The 22,228-nt window shown below is 65.9% G+C and carries 16 protein-coding genes and 4 pseudogenes; 11 read left to right on the top strand and 9 right to left on the bottom strand.

Annotated elements, in window-relative coordinates; genetic code table 11:
* Window positions 1-65: 65 nt before the first annotated feature.
* Window positions 66-596 (bottom strand): annotated as a pseudogene (locus tag ACFY10_RS45320) (transposase family protein); the annotation flags it as partial.
* 635 nt (window positions 597-1,231) lie between these two features.
* On the opposite strand from ACFY10_RS45320, the gene ACFY10_RS45315 reads away from it, so the two are divergent.
* Entirely contained in the window at window positions 1,232-7,288 is a 6,057-nt protein-coding gene (locus ACFY10_RS45315) for an RHS repeat-associated core domain-containing protein (RefSeq protein ID WP_390671226.1), read from the top strand.
* The gene (locus tag ACFY10_RS45310; protein WP_390671225.1) at window positions 7,285-7,845 is read left to right on the top strand and encodes a hypothetical protein; all 561 of its coding nucleotides are present in this window, start codon (window positions 7,285-7,287) and stop codon (window positions 7,843-7,845) included. The genes ACFY10_RS45315 and ACFY10_RS45310 overlap by 4 nt, the downstream gene beginning before the upstream one ends.
* Window positions 7,846-7,877: 32 nt before the next feature.
* Here the strand turns inward: ACFY10_RS45310 and ACFY10_RS45305 are convergent, their stop codons facing one another.
* From ACFY10_RS45305 to ACFY10_RS45285, 5 genes are all read right to left on the bottom strand, one after another.
* Window positions 7,878-8,051 carry a hypothetical protein gene (locus ACFY10_RS45305; protein WP_390671224.1) on the bottom strand — a complete coding sequence of 58 codons (174 nt, stop codon included), beginning with the start codon at window positions 8,049-8,051 and terminating at the stop codon, window positions 7,878-7,880.
* Between the two features lie 405 nt (window positions 8,052-8,456).
* Window positions 8,457-8,798, bottom strand: a complete 342-nt coding sequence (locus tag ACFY10_RS45300; RefSeq protein WP_390671223.1) for an Lsr2 family protein — start codon at window positions 8,796-8,798, stop codon at window positions 8,457-8,459.
* Window positions 8,799-8,904: 106 nt separating this feature from the next.
* Window positions 8,905-9,120: a hypothetical protein gene (locus ACFY10_RS45295; protein WP_390671222.1), complete on the bottom strand. Its 216-nt coding sequence runs from the start codon at window positions 9,118-9,120 to the stop codon at window positions 8,905-8,907.
* 5 nt (window positions 9,121-9,125) lie between these two features.
* Window positions 9,126-10,184 (bottom strand): N-acetylmuramoyl-L-alanine amidase, encoded by a 1,059-nt coding sequence (locus ACFY10_RS45290; protein WP_390671221.1) that lies wholly within the window; start codon window positions 10,182-10,184, stop codon window positions 9,126-9,128.
* Window positions 10,185-10,244: 60 nt separating this feature from the next.
* Window positions 10,245-10,604, bottom strand: a complete 360-nt coding sequence (locus ACFY10_RS45285; protein WP_390671220.1) for a hypothetical protein — start codon at window positions 10,602-10,604, stop codon at window positions 10,245-10,247.
* Between the two features lie 77 nt (window positions 10,605-10,681).
* Between ACFY10_RS45285 and ACFY10_RS45280 the strand changes: the two genes are divergently transcribed.
* The 3 genes from ACFY10_RS45280 (at window position 10,682) to ACFY10_RS45270 (ending at window position 13,732) form a co-directional block, all read left to right on the top strand.
* Window positions 10,682-11,371: a hypothetical protein gene (locus tag ACFY10_RS45280; RefSeq protein ID WP_390671219.1), complete on the top strand. Its 690-nt coding sequence runs from the start codon at window positions 10,682-10,684 to the stop codon at window positions 11,369-11,371.
* Between the two features lie 347 nt (window positions 11,372-11,718).
* Window positions 11,719-12,288 (top strand): RNA polymerase sigma factor, encoded by a 570-nt coding sequence (locus ACFY10_RS45275; protein ID WP_390671218.1) that lies wholly within the window; start codon window positions 11,719-11,721, stop codon window positions 12,286-12,288.
* Window positions 12,281-13,732, top strand: coding sequence for an aspartate kinase (locus ACFY10_RS45270; protein WP_390671217.1), 1,452 nt, complete (start codon window positions 12,281-12,283; stop codon window positions 13,730-13,732). The genes ACFY10_RS45275 and ACFY10_RS45270 overlap by 8 nt, the downstream gene beginning before the upstream one ends.
* A 39-nt stretch (window positions 13,733-13,771) precedes the next feature.
* On the opposite strand, the gene ACFY10_RS45265 is transcribed toward ACFY10_RS45270, so the two are convergent.
* Complete coding sequence (locus ACFY10_RS45265; RefSeq protein WP_390671216.1) at window positions 13,772-14,398, bottom strand: hypothetical protein; 627 nt, start codon at window positions 14,396-14,398, stop codon at window positions 13,772-13,774.
* 98 nt (window positions 14,399-14,496) lie between these two features.
* Between ACFY10_RS45265 and ACFY10_RS45260 the strand changes: the two are divergent.
* The 3 genes and pseudogenes from ACFY10_RS45260 to ACFY10_RS45250 form a co-directional block, all read left to right on the top strand.
* Window positions 14,497-14,832, top strand: a pseudogene (locus tag ACFY10_RS45260) (DUF6192 family protein); the annotation flags it as partial.
* Between the two features lie 3 nt (window positions 14,833-14,835).
* The gene (locus ACFY10_RS45255; protein ID WP_390671215.1) at window positions 14,836-15,270 is read left to right on the top strand and encodes a RacP protein; all 435 of its coding nucleotides are present in this window, start codon (window positions 14,836-14,838) and stop codon (window positions 15,268-15,270) included.
* Between the two features lie 56 nt (window positions 15,271-15,326).
* Window positions 15,327-16,181 (top strand): annotated as a pseudogene (locus ACFY10_RS45250) (IS5 family transposase).
* Between the two features lie 780 nt (window positions 16,182-16,961).
* On the opposite strand, the gene ACFY10_RS45245 reads toward ACFY10_RS45250, so the two are convergent.
* The gene (locus tag ACFY10_RS45245) at window positions 16,962-17,306 is read right to left on the bottom strand and encodes a hypothetical protein (protein WP_390671214.1); all 345 of its coding nucleotides are present in this window, start codon (window positions 17,304-17,306) and stop codon (window positions 16,962-16,964) included.
* Between the two features lie 552 nt (window positions 17,307-17,858).
* Between ACFY10_RS45245 and ACFY10_RS45240 the strand changes: the two are divergent.
* Window positions 17,859-19,309 (top strand): annotated as a pseudogene (locus tag ACFY10_RS45240) (NF041680 family putative transposase).
* 345 nt (window positions 19,310-19,654) lie between these two features.
* Here ACFY10_RS45240 and ACFY10_RS45235 read toward each other — a convergent pair.
* On the bottom strand, window positions 19,655-19,897 hold the full coding sequence (locus ACFY10_RS45235) for a PASTA domain-containing protein (protein WP_390671213.1): 243 nt from the start codon (window positions 19,895-19,897) through the stop codon (window positions 19,655-19,657).
* Window positions 19,898-20,259: 362 nt separating this feature from the next.
* On the opposite strand from ACFY10_RS45235, the gene ACFY10_RS45230 reads away from it, so the two are divergent.
* The gene (locus ACFY10_RS45230) at window positions 20,260-20,547 is read left to right on the top strand and encodes a hypothetical protein (RefSeq protein WP_390671212.1); all 288 of its coding nucleotides are present in this window, start codon (window positions 20,260-20,262) and stop codon (window positions 20,545-20,547) included.
* A gap of 199 nt (window positions 20,548-20,746) precedes the next feature.
* The gene (locus ACFY10_RS45225; RefSeq protein WP_390671211.1) at window positions 20,747-21,868 is read left to right on the top strand and encodes an IS630 family transposase; all 1,122 of its coding nucleotides are present in this window, start codon (window positions 20,747-20,749) and stop codon (window positions 21,866-21,868) included.
* Window positions 21,869-22,228: the final 360 nt, after the last annotated feature.

The raw sequence follows: 22,228 nt of genomic DNA, 5'->3' as shown, positions 1-22,228 counted from the left end.
TGCCTATGTTTGTCCAGGAATCCGCAGCTCGCTTGAGCCTTGCTCGGTACTTCGACCGTGCCCTCGGCTCCGGCATACGCCTTGTCGGCCAGGACTGCGATGCCCGGTGCTGCGCAGGTGGCGATGATGCCCTGTTCGCGGGCGGCGGTCAGGTCCTGGCCCGGCCGGGCCCCGCGGGTGAGAACCACACGAGCCTCCCGTCCTGGTCGGTGACGGCCTGGATGTTCACGCCGTGCCGCTTCTTCTTGCCGCTGTAGTCCGTGGTGCCGTCGTTTAGCTTGTCGCCTTCGGTGACCGGCCCGTCCGGCAGTAGGTAGCCGGGTCGGCCTCGCGGATCGCCTCGGCGAGCGTGGGTGCATGGCGGGCGAGCAGGTTGACGACGTCGTGCACGTAGGCGTGGGCGGTGCCGACGCTGATCTGGAAGCCAGCGGCGAGTGGGGCCAGCGTCTCGTACGTATGCAGGTACGCCAGTGCAACCAGGGCGCGTTGGTGCGGACGGAGCCTGCAGTTCGGTCACCATCAACGGTGACGATGAGCATGGAGACCAGTTCGACGAGGGCATGGGGCAGTTCGCGTGCGGCATGGTAGACAGTCAACGAGGCTTCCTGGCAGGCGAGTTACGGCTTCAGGCATCGCACTCGATTGTTCGAGAGCCTCGCCTGTTCTCCGGGTACCTCTGTGTGATACGCGAAGTCACCCGATCAGGCAGCCAGTTGAAAAGGATCGCTATAAGGATGTTTGCTACGTCAAGCCATAAGTGATGTCTTCGCACCCTTTCGTTGGCCTATCCTCTAAAAGTTCTGCAATGGTTTCGTATCCGTTCTCCCTCGACTGAGGGTGCAGGTTTAGCTGACTGTGCGTCATTTCGAGATGAGGGCAGGGCGCATATCGGGCATTGCCGCGCCTGAAGTTACCCTGGGCTATCGGTCCTCGGCTGGCGTCTTGCCTGCTGAGAGGCTGTGTGGCCGCCGGTGTCGCCTGAGCCTGGCTAGGCCCCTTTCCGTCCTTCGGCCGTCTGTCATGATCTCCGCGCTTGTGTGATTTCTGTAAGGGCTTAGTGCGGAGGGGTGTCATGCACGCGCGTACGTTCATGAGGAGGCGACTGAGATGCTTGCCGTTGGCACGCTCGACGGCTGTCGTGGTCGCGACCGCTTTGATCGGTACCTTTGTTGGGACGGCGGCTGCTTTCCCGGCGTCAGCCAAAGCGGCGCCTAAAGCTCACTCGGCCGCGGTGAAGAAGGTCAAGAAGCGGCCGGATGCTGTGGCGGCGATGATGGCGGCACGTAAGCAGCATCACCGGGTAGAGGTCCTGTCGGATCGCACGCCGTTCGCCCAGACCTTTGCCAACCCCAACGGCACCCTGACCTACCAGGCCAGTGCCGAGCCTCGTTGGGTGAAGAAGTCCGGTTCCTGGGTGCGGGTAGACCCCACCCTGGTGAAGAACCGGGACGGATCCTGGGCGCCGAAGGCTGCCGAGCCCGGCCTCAAGCTTTCGGGCGGCGGAAACACCACGCTGGCGACGATGGACTCGCGCGCGGGCTCTCTGTCGCTGTCCTGGCCCTCCAAACTTCCCACCCCGAAAGCCAGCGGGGCCAGCGCGACTTACCCGAATGTGCTGCCTGGCGTTGACCTCGTGCTGACCGCGAATGCTGCGGGAAGCTTTGAAGAGGTGCTGGTCGTCAAGAACAGGGCGGCGGCAGCCAACAAGGCGCTGACCCACCTCACGCTGGGCATGTCTGCCAGCAAGGGCCTGACGGTCAAATCTGACAAGCATGGCAATGTCAAGGTGAAGACGGCCAAGGGCTCGACTGTCTTCAAGTCCCCGGCCCCCACGGTCTGGGACTCGACCGTGGGCAAGACCGATCCCACGAAATCCACCGTCGTGCACCCAGGCCAGGGAGCACACCGCGCCCCTGTCGGAGTGAGCATTGCTCACCACGGTGAGCGCCTGAAAATCCCGTCGAGCTTCCTGTCTGCTTCGGCGACGAAGTACCCCGTCTTCGTGGACCCCTCTTACACCGTGGGGCCGACCTGGCTCTCCTTCGTCGAGGTGCAGTCGGCGTATCCGACGGCGTCGGATTGGTACTGGACCTTCGACGGCAATATGAGTGTGGGGTACGACGGCGGCGGCATCGACCGCTCCTACTACTCCTTCGGCCTGCCGGGCGACGCCTACGGCGCCACGTCCAAGGTCCTGTCCGCGACGGTGACCGCTGAGGTCACCAAGACCGACATGGCCACCAGCGCCTCGCACTCGGTGAACCTGTACTCCACCGGCTCCATCTCCAACGCGACCACGTGGAACAACCAGCCCACCCAGCTGGCGGGCCCCGCGACCGCGACGTTCACCACCAGCAGTACCGCACCCGACACCAACGTGTCGTGGGACGTGGGCAGCTACGTGGAATCGATCCTGACCGCGTCGACGTACACCGGGCAGTTCACCGCCGGGCTGATCAACCAGAACGAGACAGACACCAACGGATTCGTCGCCTTCAGCCAGAACCCCACCTTCACCCTCACCTACGACCACACCCCGTGGCCGGTGGGCACCACGTCCTTCACCCCGGACAACCCGGCCTCCAACGGCAAGCAGTACAGCAGCTCCGCCACCCCCACCTTCTCCGCCTCAACCACCGACGCCGACAGCGACACGCTGCAATACCAGATCCAGGTGCTTTCCGGTTCCTCGGTGGTGGCCTCGGGCGCCAGCAGCTTCGTCGCGTCCGGCGCCACCGGCTCCTGGACGCCCACCTCGGCCTCGGCCCTGGCCAACGGCGACTACACCTTCAAGGTCCGCGCCTACGACGGCACCGAGTACAGCAGCTGGTCCGCCGCCACCGCCTTCACCGTCGATGTGGAGACCCCGGCCAAACCCGGCATCTCCTGCAGCGGCTACACCGCAGGAGCCTGGCACGACCTGATCTCCGGCGGCACCACCTGCACCTTTTCCGACACCTCGTCCTACGTGGAGGGCTACTCCTACGGGCTGCGCCACGGCTCGGACCCGGTGACCTGGAAGTGGACGACCGGCTCCCAGGTGACCATCAATCCCACCGCCTCCGGCCTGTACACCCTCGAGGTCTCCATGGTCGACGACGCCGGCGTCCAGTCCGACCCGGCGACATATACGTTCGGCGTCGGCTCCTCGGCCATGCTCTCCCCAGCCGACGGCTCCCAGACCTCCGCCGGCATCCTGCTGAAGGCCGCAGCCCCGGACGGCTACACCAAGGTCACTTTCAAGTACCGCCTCGGCACCAGCGGAGCCTTTCAGGACGTGCCCTCGGAGGCCACCTTCGACTGCGGCTGCTCCAATGTGTGGCCCGTCGCCACGGTCGGCAACGCCGAAGGTGTGCAGTCGCCCTATCTCACCTGGAAGGTGACCGAGTCCCTCAGCGACGACGGACCGATCCAGCTTAAAGCGGTCTTCACCAACGACTCCGGCAGCACCACGGTGACCACCGACCCGGTGACCACCACCTTGGACCGCCTGGGCAGCGGCGTGGACTTCGGGACCACCACTGTCGGACCCGTGACAGTGGGCCTGCAGTCCGGCAACGGGGCCGTGTCCGCAACCGACGTGTCGATCGCCAACTACGGCAGCGGGCTGGGCGTCTCACGCACCTTCAACTCCCTCAACCCCCACACAAACAGCATTTTCGGCCCCGGCTGGACCTCCAGCCTGCCCGTGGCTGGCACCTCCGCCTCCTGGTCGTCGATCACCGACAACGGCAGCTACGCGCTTCTGACCGGTAGCGACGGCTCTACTCTCGCCTTCGACGCCGGCACGACCACCGGCGGCGTCACCTCCTACACGCCGCTGGGCTCGGCCGCAGCCAACGGGTTCACGCTGACCAAGAGCTCGGCCGGCTTCAACCTGTCCGACAGCACCGGCACCCAGGTGGTGTTCAAAACCCCCGCCGGCGGCAGCAGCGGCCAGTACCTGCCCTCCACCGTCACCCAGCCGGGCAGCAGCCGTTCTACCGGCTACACGTACGACTCCTCCAGCAGCAGCTCCACCTACGGCAAGTTGATGCTCGTGGTGGCTCCCGATGCGGCGGTCAGCCAGTCCAGCACCACCGCCTGCCCCTACCCGGCCACCAGCAGCAGCTGGAGCACCGGCTGCCGCGGGCTGAAACTGAACTACGACAGCACCACCGGGAACGTCTCAGAGATCGACTTCCTCACTTCTGACGGCACCGACCTGACCAGCACACCGGTCGCCAAGTACAGCTACGACAGCAGCGGCCGCCTGGTCGCCGAATGGGACCCGCGGACCAGCCCAGACCTCAAGACCACCTACGCCTACGACGAGACCACCGGAGACGCAGACCTCGGCCGACTGACCCAGATCAGCCCCGCCCAGTCCACCCCCGGTTCCCTCGCACCCTGGGTGCTTGCCTACAACGACACCGCCAGCAGTAGCGACTACGGCAAACTCGCCTACGTCAGCCGCACCCACAACACCGCCAACGGTGGCCTCACCGCCAAGAGCGTCATCGCCTACAGCGTCCCGCTCACCGTCTCCGCAGGCGGACCGGCTGACATGGACGCCGCCACCGTGGCCACATGGGGCCAGAGTGACGTCCCCACCTCCGCGGTCGCCGTCTTCCCACCCGACCACGCCCCGACCAGCGCCCCGCCCTCCGACTGGACCTACGCCCAGATCCACTACTACGACGCCGACGGCCGCGAGGTGAATACCGCCAGCTACACCGGCGGCTGGAAGATCAACACCACCGAATACGACTCCTACGGCAACGACGTCCGCGAACTCAGCGCGGCCAACCGTGCAACGGCTCTCGCCGCGGGCGCCAACTCCGCTGGCGTCGCTCGCCAACTCGACACCGAAACCGTCTACTCCGCGGACGGTACGCAACCGCTCGACAGCTACGGGCCCGCCCACCAGGCCAACGCGGCAGGAGATCGCCAGCTCATCCGCACCCACACGCACCAGGTCTACGACGAAGGCGCTCCCAACAACGACCAGGACGCCAACGGCAACCCGTATGGCCTGGTGACCACCCAGGCCGTCAGTGCCAGCCTCGGCGCGGCGGTTCCCGGGAACGGCGACGTTGACGGACGTACCACCCGGTACAAGTACGACAACGGCAGCGGCAACGAAGGCTGGACGCTGCGAACCCCGCTGCAAACCGTGACCGACCCAGGGACCGGCCACCTCAACATCACCAAAACCGTGGCCTTCAACGAGGACAGCAGCCTGTACGGCGGCGAGCCGCTGCAGGTCGCCAGCAGCCAGCCCAGCGACACCGCCCAGACCGGCGCCGGCACCACCAAGACCATCTACTACACCGCCGGCACGAACAGTGTCGACGGGGCCTGCGGCAACCAGCCTGTCTGGGCCGACCTCATCTGCAAGACCAAACCCGCCGCCCAGCCGAACACATCCGGCCTCGCGAGCCTTCAGGTCACCACCTACACCTACAACGTTTACCTGCAACCACTGACCAAGACCGAGACGTACACCGCAGCTGACGGCACTACCGCCACCCGCATCACGACCACTACGTACGATGCGGCCGGGCGTACGACGCGCAGCGCCGTCTCCACGACCGGTACCGGTATGGGATCCGCGGTGGCTCCGGCCAAGACCGTTTACAGCTCCACGACGGGTCTGCCCACCGATCTGCAGAGCCTGGACTCCTCGGGGAACGCGACGGCGGACCTGGCCACCTCCTACGACGATTTCGGCGACCCCAGCAGCTACACGGACGCCACCGGAAGGGTCACCAACTACACCTACGACCTTGCCGAACGCGTCATCAGCCGCAGCAACAGCGGCGACACCACGACATACACCTACAACGGCGGGAGCGTGCACGACGGCAGTCTCACGAGCGAGACGGACGCACAAGCCGGGACCTTCGGCGCCGGCTATGGCCCGGACGGCAACCTCGTCACCGAGACCTACCCCGGCGGCACCACAGCGACCTACACATTCGACGCGACGGGCACCGCAACCTCGTTGACCTACACGAACAGCAACTGGTCCGGTTCGCTGACGGACTCCGTCCAGACCAACGACGCCGGAGATTGGACCAACCGCTCGGAGATGTCCACCACCAAGACGTACAGTTACGACGCAGCGGACCGGCTGACCGCCGTAGCCGACACGCAGTCAGGCCAGTGCACCACACGCGCCTACGGCTACGAGGCTGACTCCAACCGTACGAAGCTGACGACGAGCGCCCCGAAGGCCGACGGCACGTGCCAGACCAGTACCAGCTCCATTGAGAACCACGCGTACGACGCAGCGGACCGGATCACCGACGCGGGATACACCTATGACACGCTCGGTGACATCACGACCACCCCGTCCGCCGATGCCGGAGGTTCTGGCGACCTGACCGCCGGCTACTACGCCAACGGAATGCTCGCGAGCCAGACGCAGGCCGGCAACACCAGCAGCTGGACGCTGGACCCGACGGGCACTCGCGTGTCCACCACTACCGTCGCGAGCAGCGGCATCACCTTCACCAACGACTACGCCAACCAATCCGACAAACCGGATCTGATCACCGCGTCCAACGGCGCATGGACGCGGAACGTGCTGGGGCCGGACGACCACCTGGCCGCCACCGTCACGGCATCAGGTGTCTCGCTGCAGCTGATGGATCTGCACGGCGACCTCATGGCCACGGAGGATCTCGCAAGCAACTCCGTCACTTCCACCAACACGTACACCGAGTTCGGACTGGTGGAAGCAGGCCCGGCGGCCTCGTACGGATGGGCGGCAGGCGCCCAGCGCGAGAGCACCGGCCAAGCCGGGCAGATACTCATGGGCGTGCGAGGCTACAACCCCTACCTGGGCCGCTTCGACCAACGCGACCCCGTTCCCGGAGGCAGCGCCAACGCCTACGACTTCGCTGACCAGAACCCCGTCAACAACAGCGACACTTCCGGGCGCTGGACCTTCCCTCACGGCCACGCCACATGCGGGTACACCACCTGCACCTTCTACCTGAGCCACTGGGGAAGCAACCATCTGTACAACCTGATGGCGGACTGGGGCTGGAGCACCGCAGCCGTAGGCGCGGCAGTCGGTGCCCTGCTGGGGCTGGCTATGTGTGAGGGGAATGGGTACTGTGCGGCGCTCATCGCCGGCTACTTCGGCTGGATGACGTCGGCCATCATCGATGCGGCGGACCGCGCCCACAATCACCACATATGTTTCGCGATGAAGACCTCGTTCCCCACGTGGACAGGGATCGGAATCATGTTCTACCCCCTCTATCCCGAATCGGTGGGAGGAAGGAATTGCTGGTGACCAGGGAAGACGCGGGAGTGAGGAGCATGGTGATGTTCGGAATCGCCATGCTGGCCGCGCAGTTCTCGTTCCTCTTCCTCTGCCTGACTGTCCTTCTGTTCCTGGAGGGGGTGTTCTACTACCCCGTTCCCCAGGCTGGGGTACACGCTCTGGAGAGGGCTCCGATCATGGCCGCCGCGATCTCAGCAGTGATCACCGGAGCGCACTTCGTACGAGTACACAGAACGCAGCGGATCACAGCAGCCTCGCTGCGGTCGGTCCACCGCGTCACGTTCAGCTCAGCCGATGCCGCCGAACACGGTGATCATGCCTTGGAATCCATCCGGTCCATGCCGGGGGTAAGAGGGGTGACGCCCTACCGCTCGGATTCCTGGGAAATCGACATGGGTGCAAGCGTCCGATGGTTCGCGCGCATCACCGTCAGCGTCGCCCGGGAATCGATCGTTCTCGAGGCCGCACCACGGCATGCGCTGCTCTTCCCGGGCAGCCCGCCCCGGATGAAGAAGATCGCTTCATTGATCTCCGACATCCAGAGCAACCTGTCGCGGAGAGCCTGAGTAAATCCGTTCGCCCTTGAGCGGGAGACGGCTCAAGGGCGAACGGACGATGGTGCGGTGGACACCGATCCAGTCGAGTCGTCGCGCGTACGTGCGGTGATGACGACCATCTCGTCGAGCACAGCGACCAAGTCGACGACGACCAGGGGCAGCTGTGGGAGCAGCAGGCCGATCGGCGCCCGCCCGGAGCAGGTCGAAGGCGACAAAGATCAGCCTCCTGCCCATCGTGGCCGAAACGAACAACAGGCCCCCACCCCAAGTCGGGCGCGGGAGCCAGCGGCGGATGCTTAAGCGTCGCTGGGCAGTGTGGCTTCCCCCGGAGAGGGCCATGGCTCGGGTTTGCTGCGGTACAGCCAGTCCGGCAGCAGGTTGTGCACCGCTGGCAGGGCCATCACTCGGGTGATGCCGCCCGCGGCGGCGATTGCGACCGCGACACCGGCGGTTGTCTGCGGAATGCCGGAGGCGTCGATGATTAGTGATAACTACCCGCACGCGGACTGAGTGCAAGCCTGGCATTGGCGTCGCCAGGCCGTGCATACCGGGTGCTGTCGTTGACCCCGGAATGCGCGGTGACCCCCGCAACAGCAGGGGCCACCATCTTTCGACGAGTATCAGCGAGCCTTTTCGTAGGCCTCGCGGACGGCGGCCGGAACACGACCGCGATCGCTGACCTCGAAGCCGTTTGCCTTCGCCCAAGCCCGGATCGCCGACGAGTCCTCCCTGCCGCCAGCCGACGCCTTGGACGTCCCCTTCGCCTTCGCGGTACCACGAATCCTGCGAGCGCCGTCAGCATGGAGATAGGGGTTCAAAATCTCAAGGAGCTTCTCGTAGTTCTCATCCGTGAGGTCGATCTCGACCCCAGCTCCGTCGATGAGGATGCTGTGCGTGGCGATTTCCGACGATTCCTCGCCAGTCAAATCGTCGACATATGTTGTGACTACCTTCTGGGCCATGAGGGGATCGTAGGACACGCAGAGGCACATCCCGCAATCGCAAGCAGCTGGGCTCCGGCGCTGCTATCTCTCCGTCCCGTCACCAAGGCATCGAGGCGCTCAGGCTTCAGCTCCTGTCGGCGTAAGGAGGGTCGAGCAGTAGAGCTTGGTGGGTCTTTCGATCCTCGACGCGCTGAATGGCTTCGCCGGTGCCAAGGACCGCGGCGACCAGGGCGAGGATCAGTCCGGTCGGCAGGTCCTGAACGTAGTAGGCGATCAGGGACAGCGTCGCGGCGGCGATGGCGTACAGGCGGGTGCTGTGGGCGTGAATGAAGTCGATCAAGGTGATCAGTTCCCGTAGGCGAGTTGGTGCAGGAGGTCCCAGCCGCGGTGTCCGATCGAAGGATCGTTGGGGCGGCCGGTGGTGAAGAGGTTGTGCTTGCGGTTGAAGCCGGCCACAGCCTTCTGGGTCTGCGGACCGTAGTTGTCGGAGAGCGGTACCGAGCGGTCGAGCCAGCCGGTGTCCTTCAGCGCCTGCTGAAGGCCCTTCGCAGACGGTGACGAGCGGCCCGGAGCAAAACCGTTCGGAAACGGAGGCGGCGTGTACGTCCCACCTGCGGGTTTCCCGGGGATCGTGAGCCTCTGCCCAGCCTTGATGACGTACGGGGCCGTGATCTTGTTGACCTGAGCAAGGCGCTCCCAGCTAACACCGAGCTTCTTCCCGATGCTGGAGAGCGTGTCGCCGCTCTTGACGGCGTACGTTGCTGCACCGCCATCCTTCGATCCCGTACCTGAACTGCCGCCGGAGGGCTTCGACTTCAGGCGCACGGCGACCCGGCCGCGGAGCCAGCCCATGGTGAAGCCCTTGGGGTCGACCTTTCCGGGCTGCCATTCCTTGTGCCCGATCACGCTCGCCGAGCCCCAGCCATGCGCGCGACACAGTGCGGCCGAGACTCGCTCGATCGCCTCCAACTGTGCTGTAGGCCAAGGGTCATGACCGTCGCCGAGGTTCTCGCACTCGAAGCCGTAGAACGACGTGTTGCCGTCGGTGTCGGCCTGGTTCGGCGAAGGAAGGGGTGGTCGCTCTGCGGTGACCGCACGGAGCACGTCCCCGTCTCCACGGCCGGCATGGTTGGCGCGGCCGTTCCCGACCAGATGGACCGTGCCGTCCTTCGCGATCACGCCATGGCACAGCGGACCCGGCAGGCCCTCGTACCCGCGCTCGCAGATGCTGACGGTGTTGCTCGTACCGGACGTCACCGTGTGGTGGATCATCACGCCGCGGACAGGGCCCCACGGGCCCTTGTGGTTTCGGTTGTGGGTTCGCCAGCCGGAACGCTCGACGACCCGCACGCCTTCTGCGCGCAGTGCCGCGACTAGCCGGTCAGGATTCAGGGGTGTTGCCAACGTCGGCGCTCGATGTCTCCCCGCGCCCGATCTTGAAAATGAGACTGCTCGACCCTCTGCTTACGGCGGTGTCCCGCGCGAGACGATCCACAGCTGCAGGGCCATGAGGAGCAGCGGGGCTACGAAGGACGAGATCACCAGCCGCCTCGTCGCGGCGACCTGCGTCTGGTCCTCGCGCCGCTGCTGCTCCGCACGCTCCAGGCTCTGGTCATGTTCACTGCGCAGACCGGCCAGACCTGCTTCGACCTGGCTGATGCGCTGATCGACCGCCCGCTGGTCTGCCCGGTACACGTCTTGGGTGACAACCTGATCGAGCCGCGCGGCGAGCTGTGCAAGGTCGCCGCGAAGATCCTCACGCAACTGCGAGACGGCACGGTGCAGCTCCCACAGCGTGGGCTCGGCACTCGGCGGCACGGACACCGCAATCACTCCCAGCGGCCCCGTGCCCTGCCTTCGATCGTACGGGGCCCAAGGGAGCCGGTGAATCCTACGCCGATGTGATCGCCAGCAAGGGAATCCGGTGGCAGCGCGCGCCGTCTTCCTGCCAGCTTGTATGGATGCTGCTGATACTCACGGGATCGAGCTGCTCGGGTAAGTCCACGCTCGCCTTCCCCGCCGGGGAACGCTTTGACCGGCTCGCTGTGCACGAGATGGACGAGAGTGGCGTCCCGCAGAACCCTCCTCGGTTCTGGCGAAACCACATCACCGAGGAGTGGATTCAGCGCGCGCTCGAGTACCAGGCCGACGGCATTGACCTTTTGCTGACTGCCCAGACTCCGCTCGGCGAGGTCCTGGCCGCGCCGTCTGCGCCTCTGCTGGACGGGATCGCGATGTGCCTGGTTGACGTGGCCGATGCTGAACGGCGTAGGCGTCTGGATGATCGTGATCCGGGACGCTGGTCGGAAGCCGCCATCGATGCGTACATCAACTGGGCGGCCTGGCATAGGGAGCACGCACAAGATCCCGAGCACCGCCCCGAAGTCATTATGGACACGGGCGCACCCAATATGGCTTGGCATCGGTGGACGTCGTGGACGGCCAACGACCCGCGGTGGCAGACCCACATCCTCGACACCACCGACCGCGACCGACAGGACTGCGTCGCCGAACTGGAGCAGTGGATGACTCGGATTCGCGCGGATTTCCGGGCTGGCCGCCATCCCCTGAGCTTGGACTGGCCGGGCTGAACCACTGTCACCTGATCCTCAGCGGGTGATGCAGGAAGGCTCCGTTAGACGAATCCCGTCGCATCGCCCTCTGGTTGGTAGGCAAGGCCAACCGGAAGGGGACGTGGTGAGCTGCTTGGGGAATAACGCGGTGTGGTGGGCGGTCTTCCCACTGACGTTAATGCTCGGCACGATGGTGAGCGCATGGGCCTATCGGATTCGTGAACAGGCCCGCTGGGCGGGGGTGATGGCCGTTTTGCGCCGGGGCGAGCGAGGTGTGCAGGTCCGGTTCCGGGCGGTGGACATGGCGGGGAGGGCGACGGCGGAGTGGGAAGTTACCGTTCCGCCGCGAGTGCCGGGAGCAAGCCATGAGCGCGGGCGCTGAGAGCAGCGAAGACCTAGGACGCCCGCCGGAGGCGTCTGCCTGTCAGGATCCCGAGGCCATCTTGGAGTTCCTCCACCACACCCATGCGCGGGCGGTATTGCGGGCCGCCACGCTCGCGGCTGGGACGTCGTCCGCCGACGGTCTCGACGGCATGCAGTTCGCCTTCCTGCAAGCCTGGCGGCGTCTCAACTCGCCTACCGGACCTGCCGTACAGGACTGGGGAGGCTGGTTGCGTCGAACCGCAGTCCGGCATGTGCTGAAGGACGGGGAAAGCCGACGGCAGACCGTCCAGCTGGACGGAGTCGACCTGCCGGATCCCGTTCTCGACATCGCGGGCCATGTGGTGCTGAAAGAGCAGTACCAGGGCATCCTGGAGTCAATCAGCGGACTGTCACCACGTCGTCGGCAGGCCCTGGGGCTGCGCGACATCGCGGGATACACCACTGCGGAGACCGCAGAGATCATGGGCGTGACCGAAGGGACCGTACGCAATCTGATCGACCAGGCGCGTTCCCACATCCGCGAGGCAGCGGGGGAGGCTAACGATGACTGACAACCCGGCCGCGTCCGGCGGCCTCGAACCGGACGACAGCCCCATCGGAGGGATCCTCGACCGCGTCGAGCACGCGCTCGGTGACGTCCTCGACGATGCCTTCGACGAGCGGGCTAGTTGGCGCCAGTTGCAGAGCCTGGTGGCGTCGTCGCCCCGCATTGTGGTCCAGGCGTACGGAGGCTCTTCCGTAGCCGATGCCGAGGGCATTAAGCGCGTCGCCAAGCGGATCGTGGAAGCGAAGAAGAACGGCCACCAGGTGGTCGTTGTCGTTTCCGTGATGGGCGACACGACGGAGGAGCTGATCGATCTCGCCGAGCAGGTATCTCCGATGCCGGCCGGGCGTGAGTTCGACATGCTGCTGACCGCCGGAGAGCGGATCTCCATGGCGCTGCTGGCCATGGCGATCAAAAACCTGGGCCACGAGGCCCAGTCGTTCACCGGCAGCCAGGCGGGCGTCATCACCGACTCGGTCCACAACAAAGCCCGGATCATCGACGTCACGCCCGGCGGTATCCGCACGGCCCTCGACGAGGGCAACATTGCCATCGTCGCCGGGTTCCAGGGCGTCAGCCAGGACAAGAAGGACATCACCACGCTCGGCCGCGGCGGCAGCGACACGACCGCCGTCGCGCTGGCCGCCGCCCTCGACGCCGAGGTGTGCGAGATCTACACCGACGTCGACGGCGTGTTCACCGCCGACCCGCGCGTGGTGAAGAAGGCGAAGAAGATCGACTGGATCTCCTTCGAGGACATGCTGGAGCTCGCCGCCTCCGGCTCCAAAGTGCTGTCGCACCGTTGTGTGGAGTACGCCCGCCGCTACAACATCCCGATCCATGTGCGCTCGTCCTTCTCGGGGCTGCAGGGCACCTGGGTCAGCAACGAACGACCGCGTGGAAGCGAGTCACCGCAAGGGGACAAGCCGATGGAGCAGGCGATCATCTCCGGTGTTGCACACGACACGTCTGAGGCAAAGATCACGGTCGTCGGCGTACCGGACAGGCCAGGCGAGGCTGCAGCCACCTTTCGAGCCATCGCGGACGCGGAGATCAACATCGACATGGTCGTGCAGAACGTGTCCGCCGCCTCCACCGGGCTGACGGACATCTCCTTCACCCTCCCCAAGACCGAGGGCCGCAAGGCCATCGACGCCCTGGAGCGGGCGAAGACCGCCATCGGCTTCGACTCGCTGCGCTACGACGACCAGATCGGCAAGATCTCCCTCGTCGGCGCCGGCATGAAGACCAACCCGGGTGTCACGGCCTCCTTCTTCGAGACGCTGTCCGACGCCGGCGTGAACATCGAGCTGATCTCGACCTCCGAGATCCGCATCTCGGTCGTCACCCGCGCCGACGACGTGCCGGAGGCCGTGCGGGCGGTGCACACCGCGTTCGGTTTCGACAGCGCGAGCGATGAAGCGGTCGTTTACGGAGGCACCGGGCGATGACCACGACCATGGTCAGCTCGCCGACGCTCTCCGCGTCGCTTAGAGGTCGTTCCACCGCTCGTCGGGGATCTCGCGCGGTCTGGCCTTGGGAATCTTGGGGTTGTAGCGAATCCGGCCTTCGGGCCCGAAGGGGTCCAGCGGATTGTGGTGAGCGTGCGGGCGGCTGCCCCTACGATCGAGCGGCACCGGGTTGACCAGCGGGCCGTGCCCGGTCTCGATCCAGAACTCGTAGAAGCTGCGGACGACCGCGTTGCTGTGCCGGATCGTCCGGGGCTGGTACTGATCTCCGGGGTTCCGCTTGCGCGTGATCGGGTTGACCATCCCCGCGGTGGACACTGACTTCGTCCGTGGCGAGATACGGGGCTTGGTCGTCTGCTTCAGCCAGAGCACCAGATCCCGCACTTCCGCCGACGTGGCCCTGTCCCACTCGACCTGAACAACGCGCAGCCACCGCCACCACCGCAGCAACGCGTACGCGTAACTGCGTACAGAGCCGGGCCGGTTCCGGGCGACAAAGTCCCGCAGGTACCGCCGAACAGGATCGACCGGCACCCCATCCGGATCGACCACGAGCCAGGGCACCACACCTTCCGACGGCACGACCTTGCCCCACCGCGGCAGACGGATCGAACCGAGATCCCGTTCCACCTCATCCAACGACCTCACGCAGCCCTCCTTACTATTCGCTGCCTGAGATCCACCGGTCAGCCCCTGCCCGACCCCTCCAACGCCTCGGAGTGTCGTCCGGTAGTCCGGTCAACAGAGACACCGCCCGCCACCAGGTCAACCACGCCCAAGTCGAACGCGGGCGACAGGCCCGCGAGCACTTCGAGGAGGCCAGCCCCGTCGCCCCGGCGATCCGCAACATCGACCGGTCGGTGGAGTTCCTGGACTTGGTCACCGCCTGCCACGCGTTCGTCGCGGCGTCCGGCCGCGTCGTCCCGGGCCTGCGCGACCGCCAGCTCGGCGACGACGAACGCGTCATCGCCCATGAGAACGTCGCACGTGTTCGCGCGACCCTCGACTGGATCGAGACCGCCGTGGACACCGGCAAGGTGGACGTCGACGGCGAACTGGCCAAGCTCCTGCAAGGCGAGTAGGCGATGCCGCGCGCTTCCGAGCGCAGATCGGCAGCAGCCCAGCGACACGCCGACACCGTCCGGTTCGCGCTCTTCGAGGCCCGTCCGGCCGGTCTGACCTTCGTCCAGCTGGTCAGATCCAGCGAGCTGTCGCCCCATCAGACCCGCTCGGGCCTGGCCTGCCTGCGGGACACCATCACCGAACGCGGCTGGCCGCCGCTGATCTGGACGAGGCCGGACGGCTACAAGTTCTGCGCCGACCCCGCTGAACTCCAGGCATACGAGGTCGCGATCATCCGCGGCAAGCTCACCGAGATCCGCCGCTTCATCACCGGAACCGTCGCCCCGCACGCCGCTCTCCAACCCAAGGGCCGGTGGATCAAACACCTCAACACTCAGCTCAACTCGGTCGAGTCCACGCTCGACGTCATCGCCGACTACACCGACGCCGACGCCTGAACGGCGGGTCCGGCCGCGAAGCGGCCGGACCCGCCCCCTCTTCCAGGGAGGGAACGATGCCGCGCAGGCGCTGCTACCCCTCCGACACCTGGGACGACGAATGGGCCCTGATCGAACCGCTGCTGCCGACACCGGCCTGCGAAACGAAGACGGGCGGCCGTCCCGTAAAGCACCCCCGCCGGGAGATCGTGGACGCGATCCGCTACGTGGTCGATACCGGCTGCAAGTGGCGGGCTCTGCCCAGGGACTTCCCGCCCTGGCGCACGTGTTACGGCTTCATGGCCCGCTGGGCCGCCGCCGGCGTCATCGGGCAGATCCGTGACCAGCTCCGCAAGCGGATCCGCCGCGAGATGGGCAAGGCGCCCGGAGCGGTCGCCACCGTCATCGACTCCCAGTCGATCAAGGCCGCCGAGACCGTCGGTAAGGACTCCCGCGGCTACGACGCGGGCAAGAAAATCAATGGCCGCAAGCGGCACCTGGTCGTGGACACCAAGGGCCTGCCGCTGTTCGTCATGGTCACCCCGGCCGACATGACCGACCGCAACGCGGCCAAGGAAGTGCTGTTCCGGCTGCGGCTGATGCACCCCGAAATCACCATCGTCTGGGCCGACTCCGCCTATGCCGGACAGCTCGTGACCTGAGCGAAGGCCTTCCTGAACCTGACGATCAAGACCGTCAGCCGCCCGAAGAACGTCGATGGGTTCGTCGTTCTGCCCCGGCGCTGGGTCGTCGAACGCTCACACGCCTGGGTTATGCACGCCCGTCGGCACGCGCGCGACTATGAACGGCTCATCCAGCACTCGGAATCGCTCATCACCTGGGCCGCGATCACCCTTATGACCTGGCGCATCACCCGCCGAAGCTCCCGCAGAAGCAATCAGCCGGCCTCCCGCGAGGCTCAACGCGACTGATCGTCTCGGCACTGACGGACAGCAGTGCCACCAAGAGGTCACCGGGCCCGGATCGCGGCCCTGGCCGGCCTGCGACAGGCCCTCCACCAGCTGAGTGACGACGTCCAGGATCGACTTCCAGACCGCGGTCGGCGCTCTCAGCTGGGGTCGCGATCGCTGGTCACCTGAGAGCTGCGAATGACCAAGTGCAGCCCTGTCCGCGAATGATTCACGATCGCAGATCTGGATCACCAATATGGAGCGACTGAAACTTTCGCTTACCGGAATGGCTGATACCTGCCTTTCTCGTCTCGCATTCAGTACAGATCCTGGCATGACCACGACAACCTTGGAGGAAATGTGCGAAGATCGCGCATCTTAAGTATTCCCCTCGCCGTCGCCGCAGTATCGCTACTGACACTATCGTCCGCCGAAGCTGGGGAATCCGACGCATCTAACCGTGCCGTCTCCTACTCGGACGCTGCGGGGTGGCAGGTCAACGGGTACTTCCCCTGCGACAATTCCCATGAGTGGCCGTTCCCCAGCTGGTCGATCCGGTTCATGAACGACATCAATTGTAACCGGAGGGTCTGGCTCTACAACCAAGTAGACAAAAAGGGGCACTCTATCTGCATTAGCCCCGGGAACACAAAGAGCATCCCCGCAGAGTACGACCAACCGTCCATCGTGGAGGTCGGAGCAATCGCCATGTGCCCGTAACAGACCGATCTGTGGGTCTCAACGGCATGCCTGCCCCCGTGGTGAGCTGAGCTGCATGGACCGCAGCATGGCCCGTGCAGCTCAGATGCTGCTCACTTCCCCAAGTGCGGATAGGTCAATATCGGGAATAAAGCCCGCCGGACGCACCGTGTATGTGCGCACTTCCATGTGCACCGGATCCACGAGAAGCGCCGCCCACACTCCATGCAAAGACTTCCCGGTATCGACCAGCATGCTGAAATCACCTCGGAGGGTGACCAAGTAAGCAGCATCATTGGTCGAGGTTACATTGTCATGAAGCAATTGTATTGCTTCATTTCGAGTTGTAGTCACCCATAGAATTTCACTTGGGTTATCCTCGCCCCATTTTCTGGCCCATTCGCGTACGAGGCTGTCTAGACTGGACCCTGTCAGGTTTTGTGACATACCGAGAGCCTATGCATCAACCGGCTACCTGTCTCGACGATATCGCGTCAGGCGCCTCAACGAGTTCGGTGGAACGGCTTTGCGTTGGAGCTGCTTTGGCACGAGTGATCATGGCTCCGTAAGGCTCTGGCGCTTCGGGCAGTCTGTTGACCTGCCCGTTAAAGCACGACGTTGGGGCCATGATCTTCGAGGCTCGCGCCAAAGTGGCTGCCTTTAATCGCACGAAACAGTCTCCTCCGCTGTACAGCCCAACTGACCATCAGTCGGACGTTCTTGAACGAAACGAGACCGTCGATGCGGAACACGGGGTGCAGCAGTGGCATACCAGCCAATGCCTCCTCTTCTGCCTCACTTGCCTGAGAAGTGCCATCCCTTGGCACGGACCTCAGCAGGTTCAGGAACAGGTACTAACCTTGTGCTTTATCCACTGGGCCAGAACGGCGCCTCGAACGGGATCACTCGTTCGGGAGTTTGCCGGAGGTGAACACGGCCTTCATCTGATCATGTGCCCCGACCAAGGACGCACTTGAACTCGACGAAGGCCGTGGGGGAATGAGCCTGCTGCACCACGATGTCCGGCCGGAGCCGTTCGCGGAAGCGTCACGCTTCCGGGAGGACTTCTTCGCCTCTCTGACCGCGCGGCGTGACGAACTGTTCGAGCTCGCGGACGCGCTGCTGTGTGCGGACGGGCCGGTGACGTCGCCGGTGGATCTGACGCTTCTGGCCGAGCACCGGCGTGGGCACGGTGCGCTGTACGACGCGCTCAACCGGGGCCGTCTCGACGCCGACAGGTTGCGGCTGTCGTTGGCCGCGCTGCCCCAGCCGAAGGCGGCCGACAACCGGCTCGTCCTGGCTGTGGACGTGAGCAACTGGCTGCGGCCGGACGCCGAGTGCAGCGCGGACAGGCTCTTCTGCCACACCTTCGGCCGCGGCCGGGACCAGCACCTGATGATCCCGGGCTGGCCGTACTCGTTCGTCGCTGCGCTGGAGGCGGGCCGCACGTCTTGGTGCCAGCTGCTGGACGCCGTCCGGCTCGGCCCCAGGACGACGTCGCCGAGGTCACCGCCCGCCAGGTCCGCCGCGTGGTCGAGGACCTCATCGCCGGCGGACGCTGGCGCGAGGGCAGTCAGGACATCCTGGTCATCTTCGACGCCGGCTACGACGCCCCGCGCATGGCCCACCTTCTCGGCGGGCTGCCCGTCGAGATCCTGGGCCGGATGCGCTCGGACCGTGTCATGCGCCGGCCGACACCCACACCGCTGGAGTACGCCCTGGCCTATCCCCAGGGAGGGCGGCCGCCGAAGCACGGCAAGGAGTTCCGCTTCGCCAGGTCCGAGACCTGGGGCGAACCAGACACGGCGACCGTCCAGGTCACCGACCGCTACGGTGCCGCACGGGCGATGGCCTGGGACCGTCTCCACCCCCGCCTCACCACCCGCTCCGCGTGGATCGACCACGACGGCGAACTGCCCATCATCGAGGGGACGCTGATCCGCCTGCAGGTCGACAAGCTGCCCGGCGGCGGGGAGCCGCTGCCGCTGTGGCTGTGGTCCTCTGCCACCGGCATGACCGGCACCGATGTCGATCTTCGCTGGCAGGCGTTCCTGCGAAGGTTCGACCTGGAGCACACGTTCCGGATGATCAAGCAAACCCTCGGCTGGACCCGCCCCAAGCTCCGCACACCAGAAGCGGCGGACCGGTGGACGTGGCTGATCATCGTCGCCCACACCCAGCTCCGTCTTGCCCGGCCACTCGCCGAGGACGTCCGCCGCCCCTGGGAGAGACCGGTCCAACCGAACAGGCTCACCCCGGCCCGGGTCCGCCGGGGGTTCAGGAACCTCCGCCCGACGCTGCCCTGCCCGGCCCGGGTTCCCAAACCGACCCGACCTGGCCCCGGCAGACCGCTCGGCTCGAAGAACCAGCAACCCGCCACCCGCTACGACGTGGGCAAAACCGTCCGGCGCCCCGAGACCATCGCCGAACGCGACCGGATCAGACCATAAGAGAAAAGCTCAGACAACTCTCACGACATCCGACAAAGGGATATCGATCCTGGTGGCGTCGCCGAAGATGTCCACCGTCAACTCGACACGGCCCCGAACATGGTCGACAGCCACGACGGGGCTCGTGAAGTCCGTGAACGGTCCCCCAATAATCCGCACGTCAGTCCCGACCTGAATGTCCATCTCGTACGTCACATCGGGCCCTTCGCGCTACTGATTCGGTCAGCCAGTCGCTGACAGAAGCGAACTTACCCTCCGGCGGAACGGGGCCGAACGGCCCGAGGCGGGCAGGGAGTGTGACCGTTGGTTAAACCACAAGCTTAACCCCGGCGTGCCCAGCCCCGGCTATTGCGGTCGCCGATCGTCGGGCAGTGGATCCAACGTCGTCCAGATCCTGACTGCCGCGGCAGGTTCTGCCATGGTTCCGGGCGGGGGCTCTTGATAAGCGATCACCATGCTCTCTGGCAGTTGTTGATCCATGTTGTAGTAGCCCAGGAAGAGCCCCAAACCATGGCAAAGAGCGTGGGCTTCTCGCCCCGTCATCCCGACCACGTCAGGGACTTCGATACGTGCCGGACTGTCACCCATCCCCGCACCATACGGCCGACCGCGCCGCAGCGGCGAGGCTCCCGCGGCACGACGAAACGACGTCCCCCATACCTGCACCGGCACCCTGTAGTGCTGTGACCGGATTGGTTCGCCGGGTCACGGTTGAGGATTTGCGGCCGCAGCACCAGGCCGCGTCGGGCCGGTTGGGCCTACGGGCCGGGCGCCCCTGGCTACCGCTGGGAGGGTCCTCAGTCCGGCGTTCTAGGGCCGACACCACCCAGGACGCCGTCGCTCGTTCCTTGACGGGCGAACGCTGCCCCGGGAGGGGCGTCGGTTGCGGGCCTGTCCACGGGGCGGGGCGCCCTCTTGTGGCGTTGATCGACGACCGGTACAACAGGAGCGTGACCGACCCTTTCGCGCCATCCCCGGACGGCCATTTCGTGCAGCCGCCCGCGCCCGTCCCGGCGGGCAGGAGGCGGTGGACGAAGGAGTCGGCCGGAGGCATGTTCGCGGGTTTCGCGGCTTTCTGGGGCGCTCAGGTGCTGGTCTTCGGACACGTCAGCCAGTTGTTTCCCATGTACGAGCACACAGTCACCGGACTGACGGGCCTCCTTGCCGCGGCGGCTGCCTATCCGCTCGCCACGCGGTGGCTCAAACGCCTGCCCTCGTCGGACCCATCCAAGCGGTAGGCAGTAGCGCGACGGCAAGGCAACGGGCCCGGCAAACGACCGAGTTCCGCCGCGACGGCCCGCGTGATCTTGAGCTGCTTGAGCAGGGGCCCCGGCTGACGAACCGTTCCAGCTAGTGCTCTGATCGCGTAGGTTCGCCGGGCTGGTGGTCGTGGCGGTTGGATGTGCGGTGACGTCCAATCCGACCGCTGGAGGCGCGGTGGCCGAGCCTGTCCGTGTGCGCAGACTGACCGACCAGGAGGGGCAGAAGCTGCAGCAGATCGTGCGCCGGGGCAGCACCAACTCGGTGCGCTACCGGCGGGCGATGATGCTGCTGGCCTCAGCCGGCGGGAACCGGGTGCCAGTGATCGCCCAGCTGGTCCAGGCCGACGAGGATACCGTCCGCGATGTCATCCACCGCTTCAACGAGATCGGCCTGGCCTGCCTGGACCCTAAGTGGGCGGGAGGCCGGCCCCGCCTGCTCAGCACTGACGACGAGGACTTCGTCGTGCAGACGGCCACCACCCGCCCCACCAAGCTCGGTCAGCCTTTCACCCGCTGGTCACTGCGCAAGCTCGCCGCCTACCTGCGCAAGGTCCACGGCCGGGTGATCCGCATCGGCCGCGAGGCGTTACGCTGCCTGCTCGCCCGCCGGGGCGTCACCTTCCAGCGCACCAAGACATGGAAGGAATCCCCCGACCCGGACCGCGAAGCGAAACTGGACCGGATCGAGGAGGTCCTGGACCGCTTCCCGGACCGGGTGTTCGCCTTCGACGAGTTCAGCCCGCTCGGAATCCGGCCCACCGCGGGCTCGGGCTGGGCCCAACGGAAGCATCCCGACCGGGTTCCGGCCACCTACCACCGCACCCACGGAGTGCGCTACTTCCACGGCTGCTACTCGGTTGGCGACGACCGCCTGTGGGGCGTCAACCGCTGCAAGAAAGGTGCCGCGAACACGCTGGCCGCGCTCAAGTCGATCCGCACCGCACGGCCCGACGGCGCACCCATCTACGTCATCCTGGACAACCTGTCCGCCCACAGGGGCACCGACATCCGCCGCTGGGCGAAGAAGCACAAGGTCGAGTTGTGCTTCACCCCGACCTACGCCTCGTGGGCGAACCCCATCGAAGCCCACTTCGGACCGCTGAGGCAGTTCACCCTCGCCAACTCCAACCACCCCAACCACCCCGTCCAGACCCGGGCCCTGCACGCCTACCTGCGCTGGCGCAACGCCAACGCCCGCCACCGCGACGTCCTGGCCGCCGAACGCAAGGAACGCGCACGCATCCGCAGCGAGAAGGGCATCCGCTGGGGCGGACGCCCCCTCATAGCCGCAGCCTGATCCCAACCCGGCGAACCTAATTCCTTGTTAACGGTGCCACGAGGAGCTGTGAGCCTTGCGGTGCTGTTCGAACTGGACCGTGATGTCTAAACGTTGCCTGGCGACTGACGCCTCGCATCAGAGCGGCGGACGGTCCGGCGGATCTCGTGATGGCGGTCGCGTGGGCACCGGGCGGATGCCTTCGGCGAACACGGCGTTGATGCCTCCGCATAGAGCGGTGACGCTCGGTGCCTTCGCGGCCGCCACCACGTCAACACCCGTCACCTGATCACTCGTTGGTGTTTGTGGTGCGAGCCCGTCGCACGGTGACCTCTTGATACGCCCGAGCCGTTCGAGCTCCGGCTTAGACCGAGGCCCGTG

Origin of the sequence: Streptomyces sp. NPDC001401 (assembly GCF_042895385.1) — a bacterium.
Classification (GTDB): Bacteria; Actinomycetota; Actinomycetes; order Streptomycetales; family Streptomycetaceae; genus Streptomyces.
This window is presented reverse-complemented; position numbering and strand designations above follow the sequence as displayed.

Bases quoted from the DNA above. Each gene is read 5' to 3' on its own strand.
- ACFY10_RS45235 (WP_390671213.1), bottom strand. From the start codon at position 19,897: ATGGGTGACAGTCCGGCACGTATCGAAGTCCCTGACGTGGTCGGGATG.
- ACFY10_RS45270 (WP_390671217.1), top strand. From the start codon at position 12,281: ATGACTGACAACCCGGCCGCGTCCGGCGGCCTCGAACCGGACGACAGC.
- ACFY10_RS45275 (WP_390671218.1), top strand. From the start codon at position 11,719: ATGAGCGCGGGCGCTGAGAGCAGCGAAGACCTAGGACGCCCGCCGGAG.
- ACFY10_RS45255 (WP_390671215.1), top strand. From the start codon at position 14,836: ATGCCGCGCGCTTCCGAGCGCAGATCGGCAGCAGCCCAGCGACACGCC.
- ACFY10_RS45300 (WP_390671223.1), bottom strand. From the start codon at position 8,798: ATGGCCCAGAAGGTAGTCACAACATATGTCGACGATTTGACTGGCGAG.
- ACFY10_RS45245 (WP_390671214.1), bottom strand. From the start codon at position 17,306: ATGTCACAAAACCTGACAGGGTCCAGTCTAGACAGCCTCGTACGCGAA.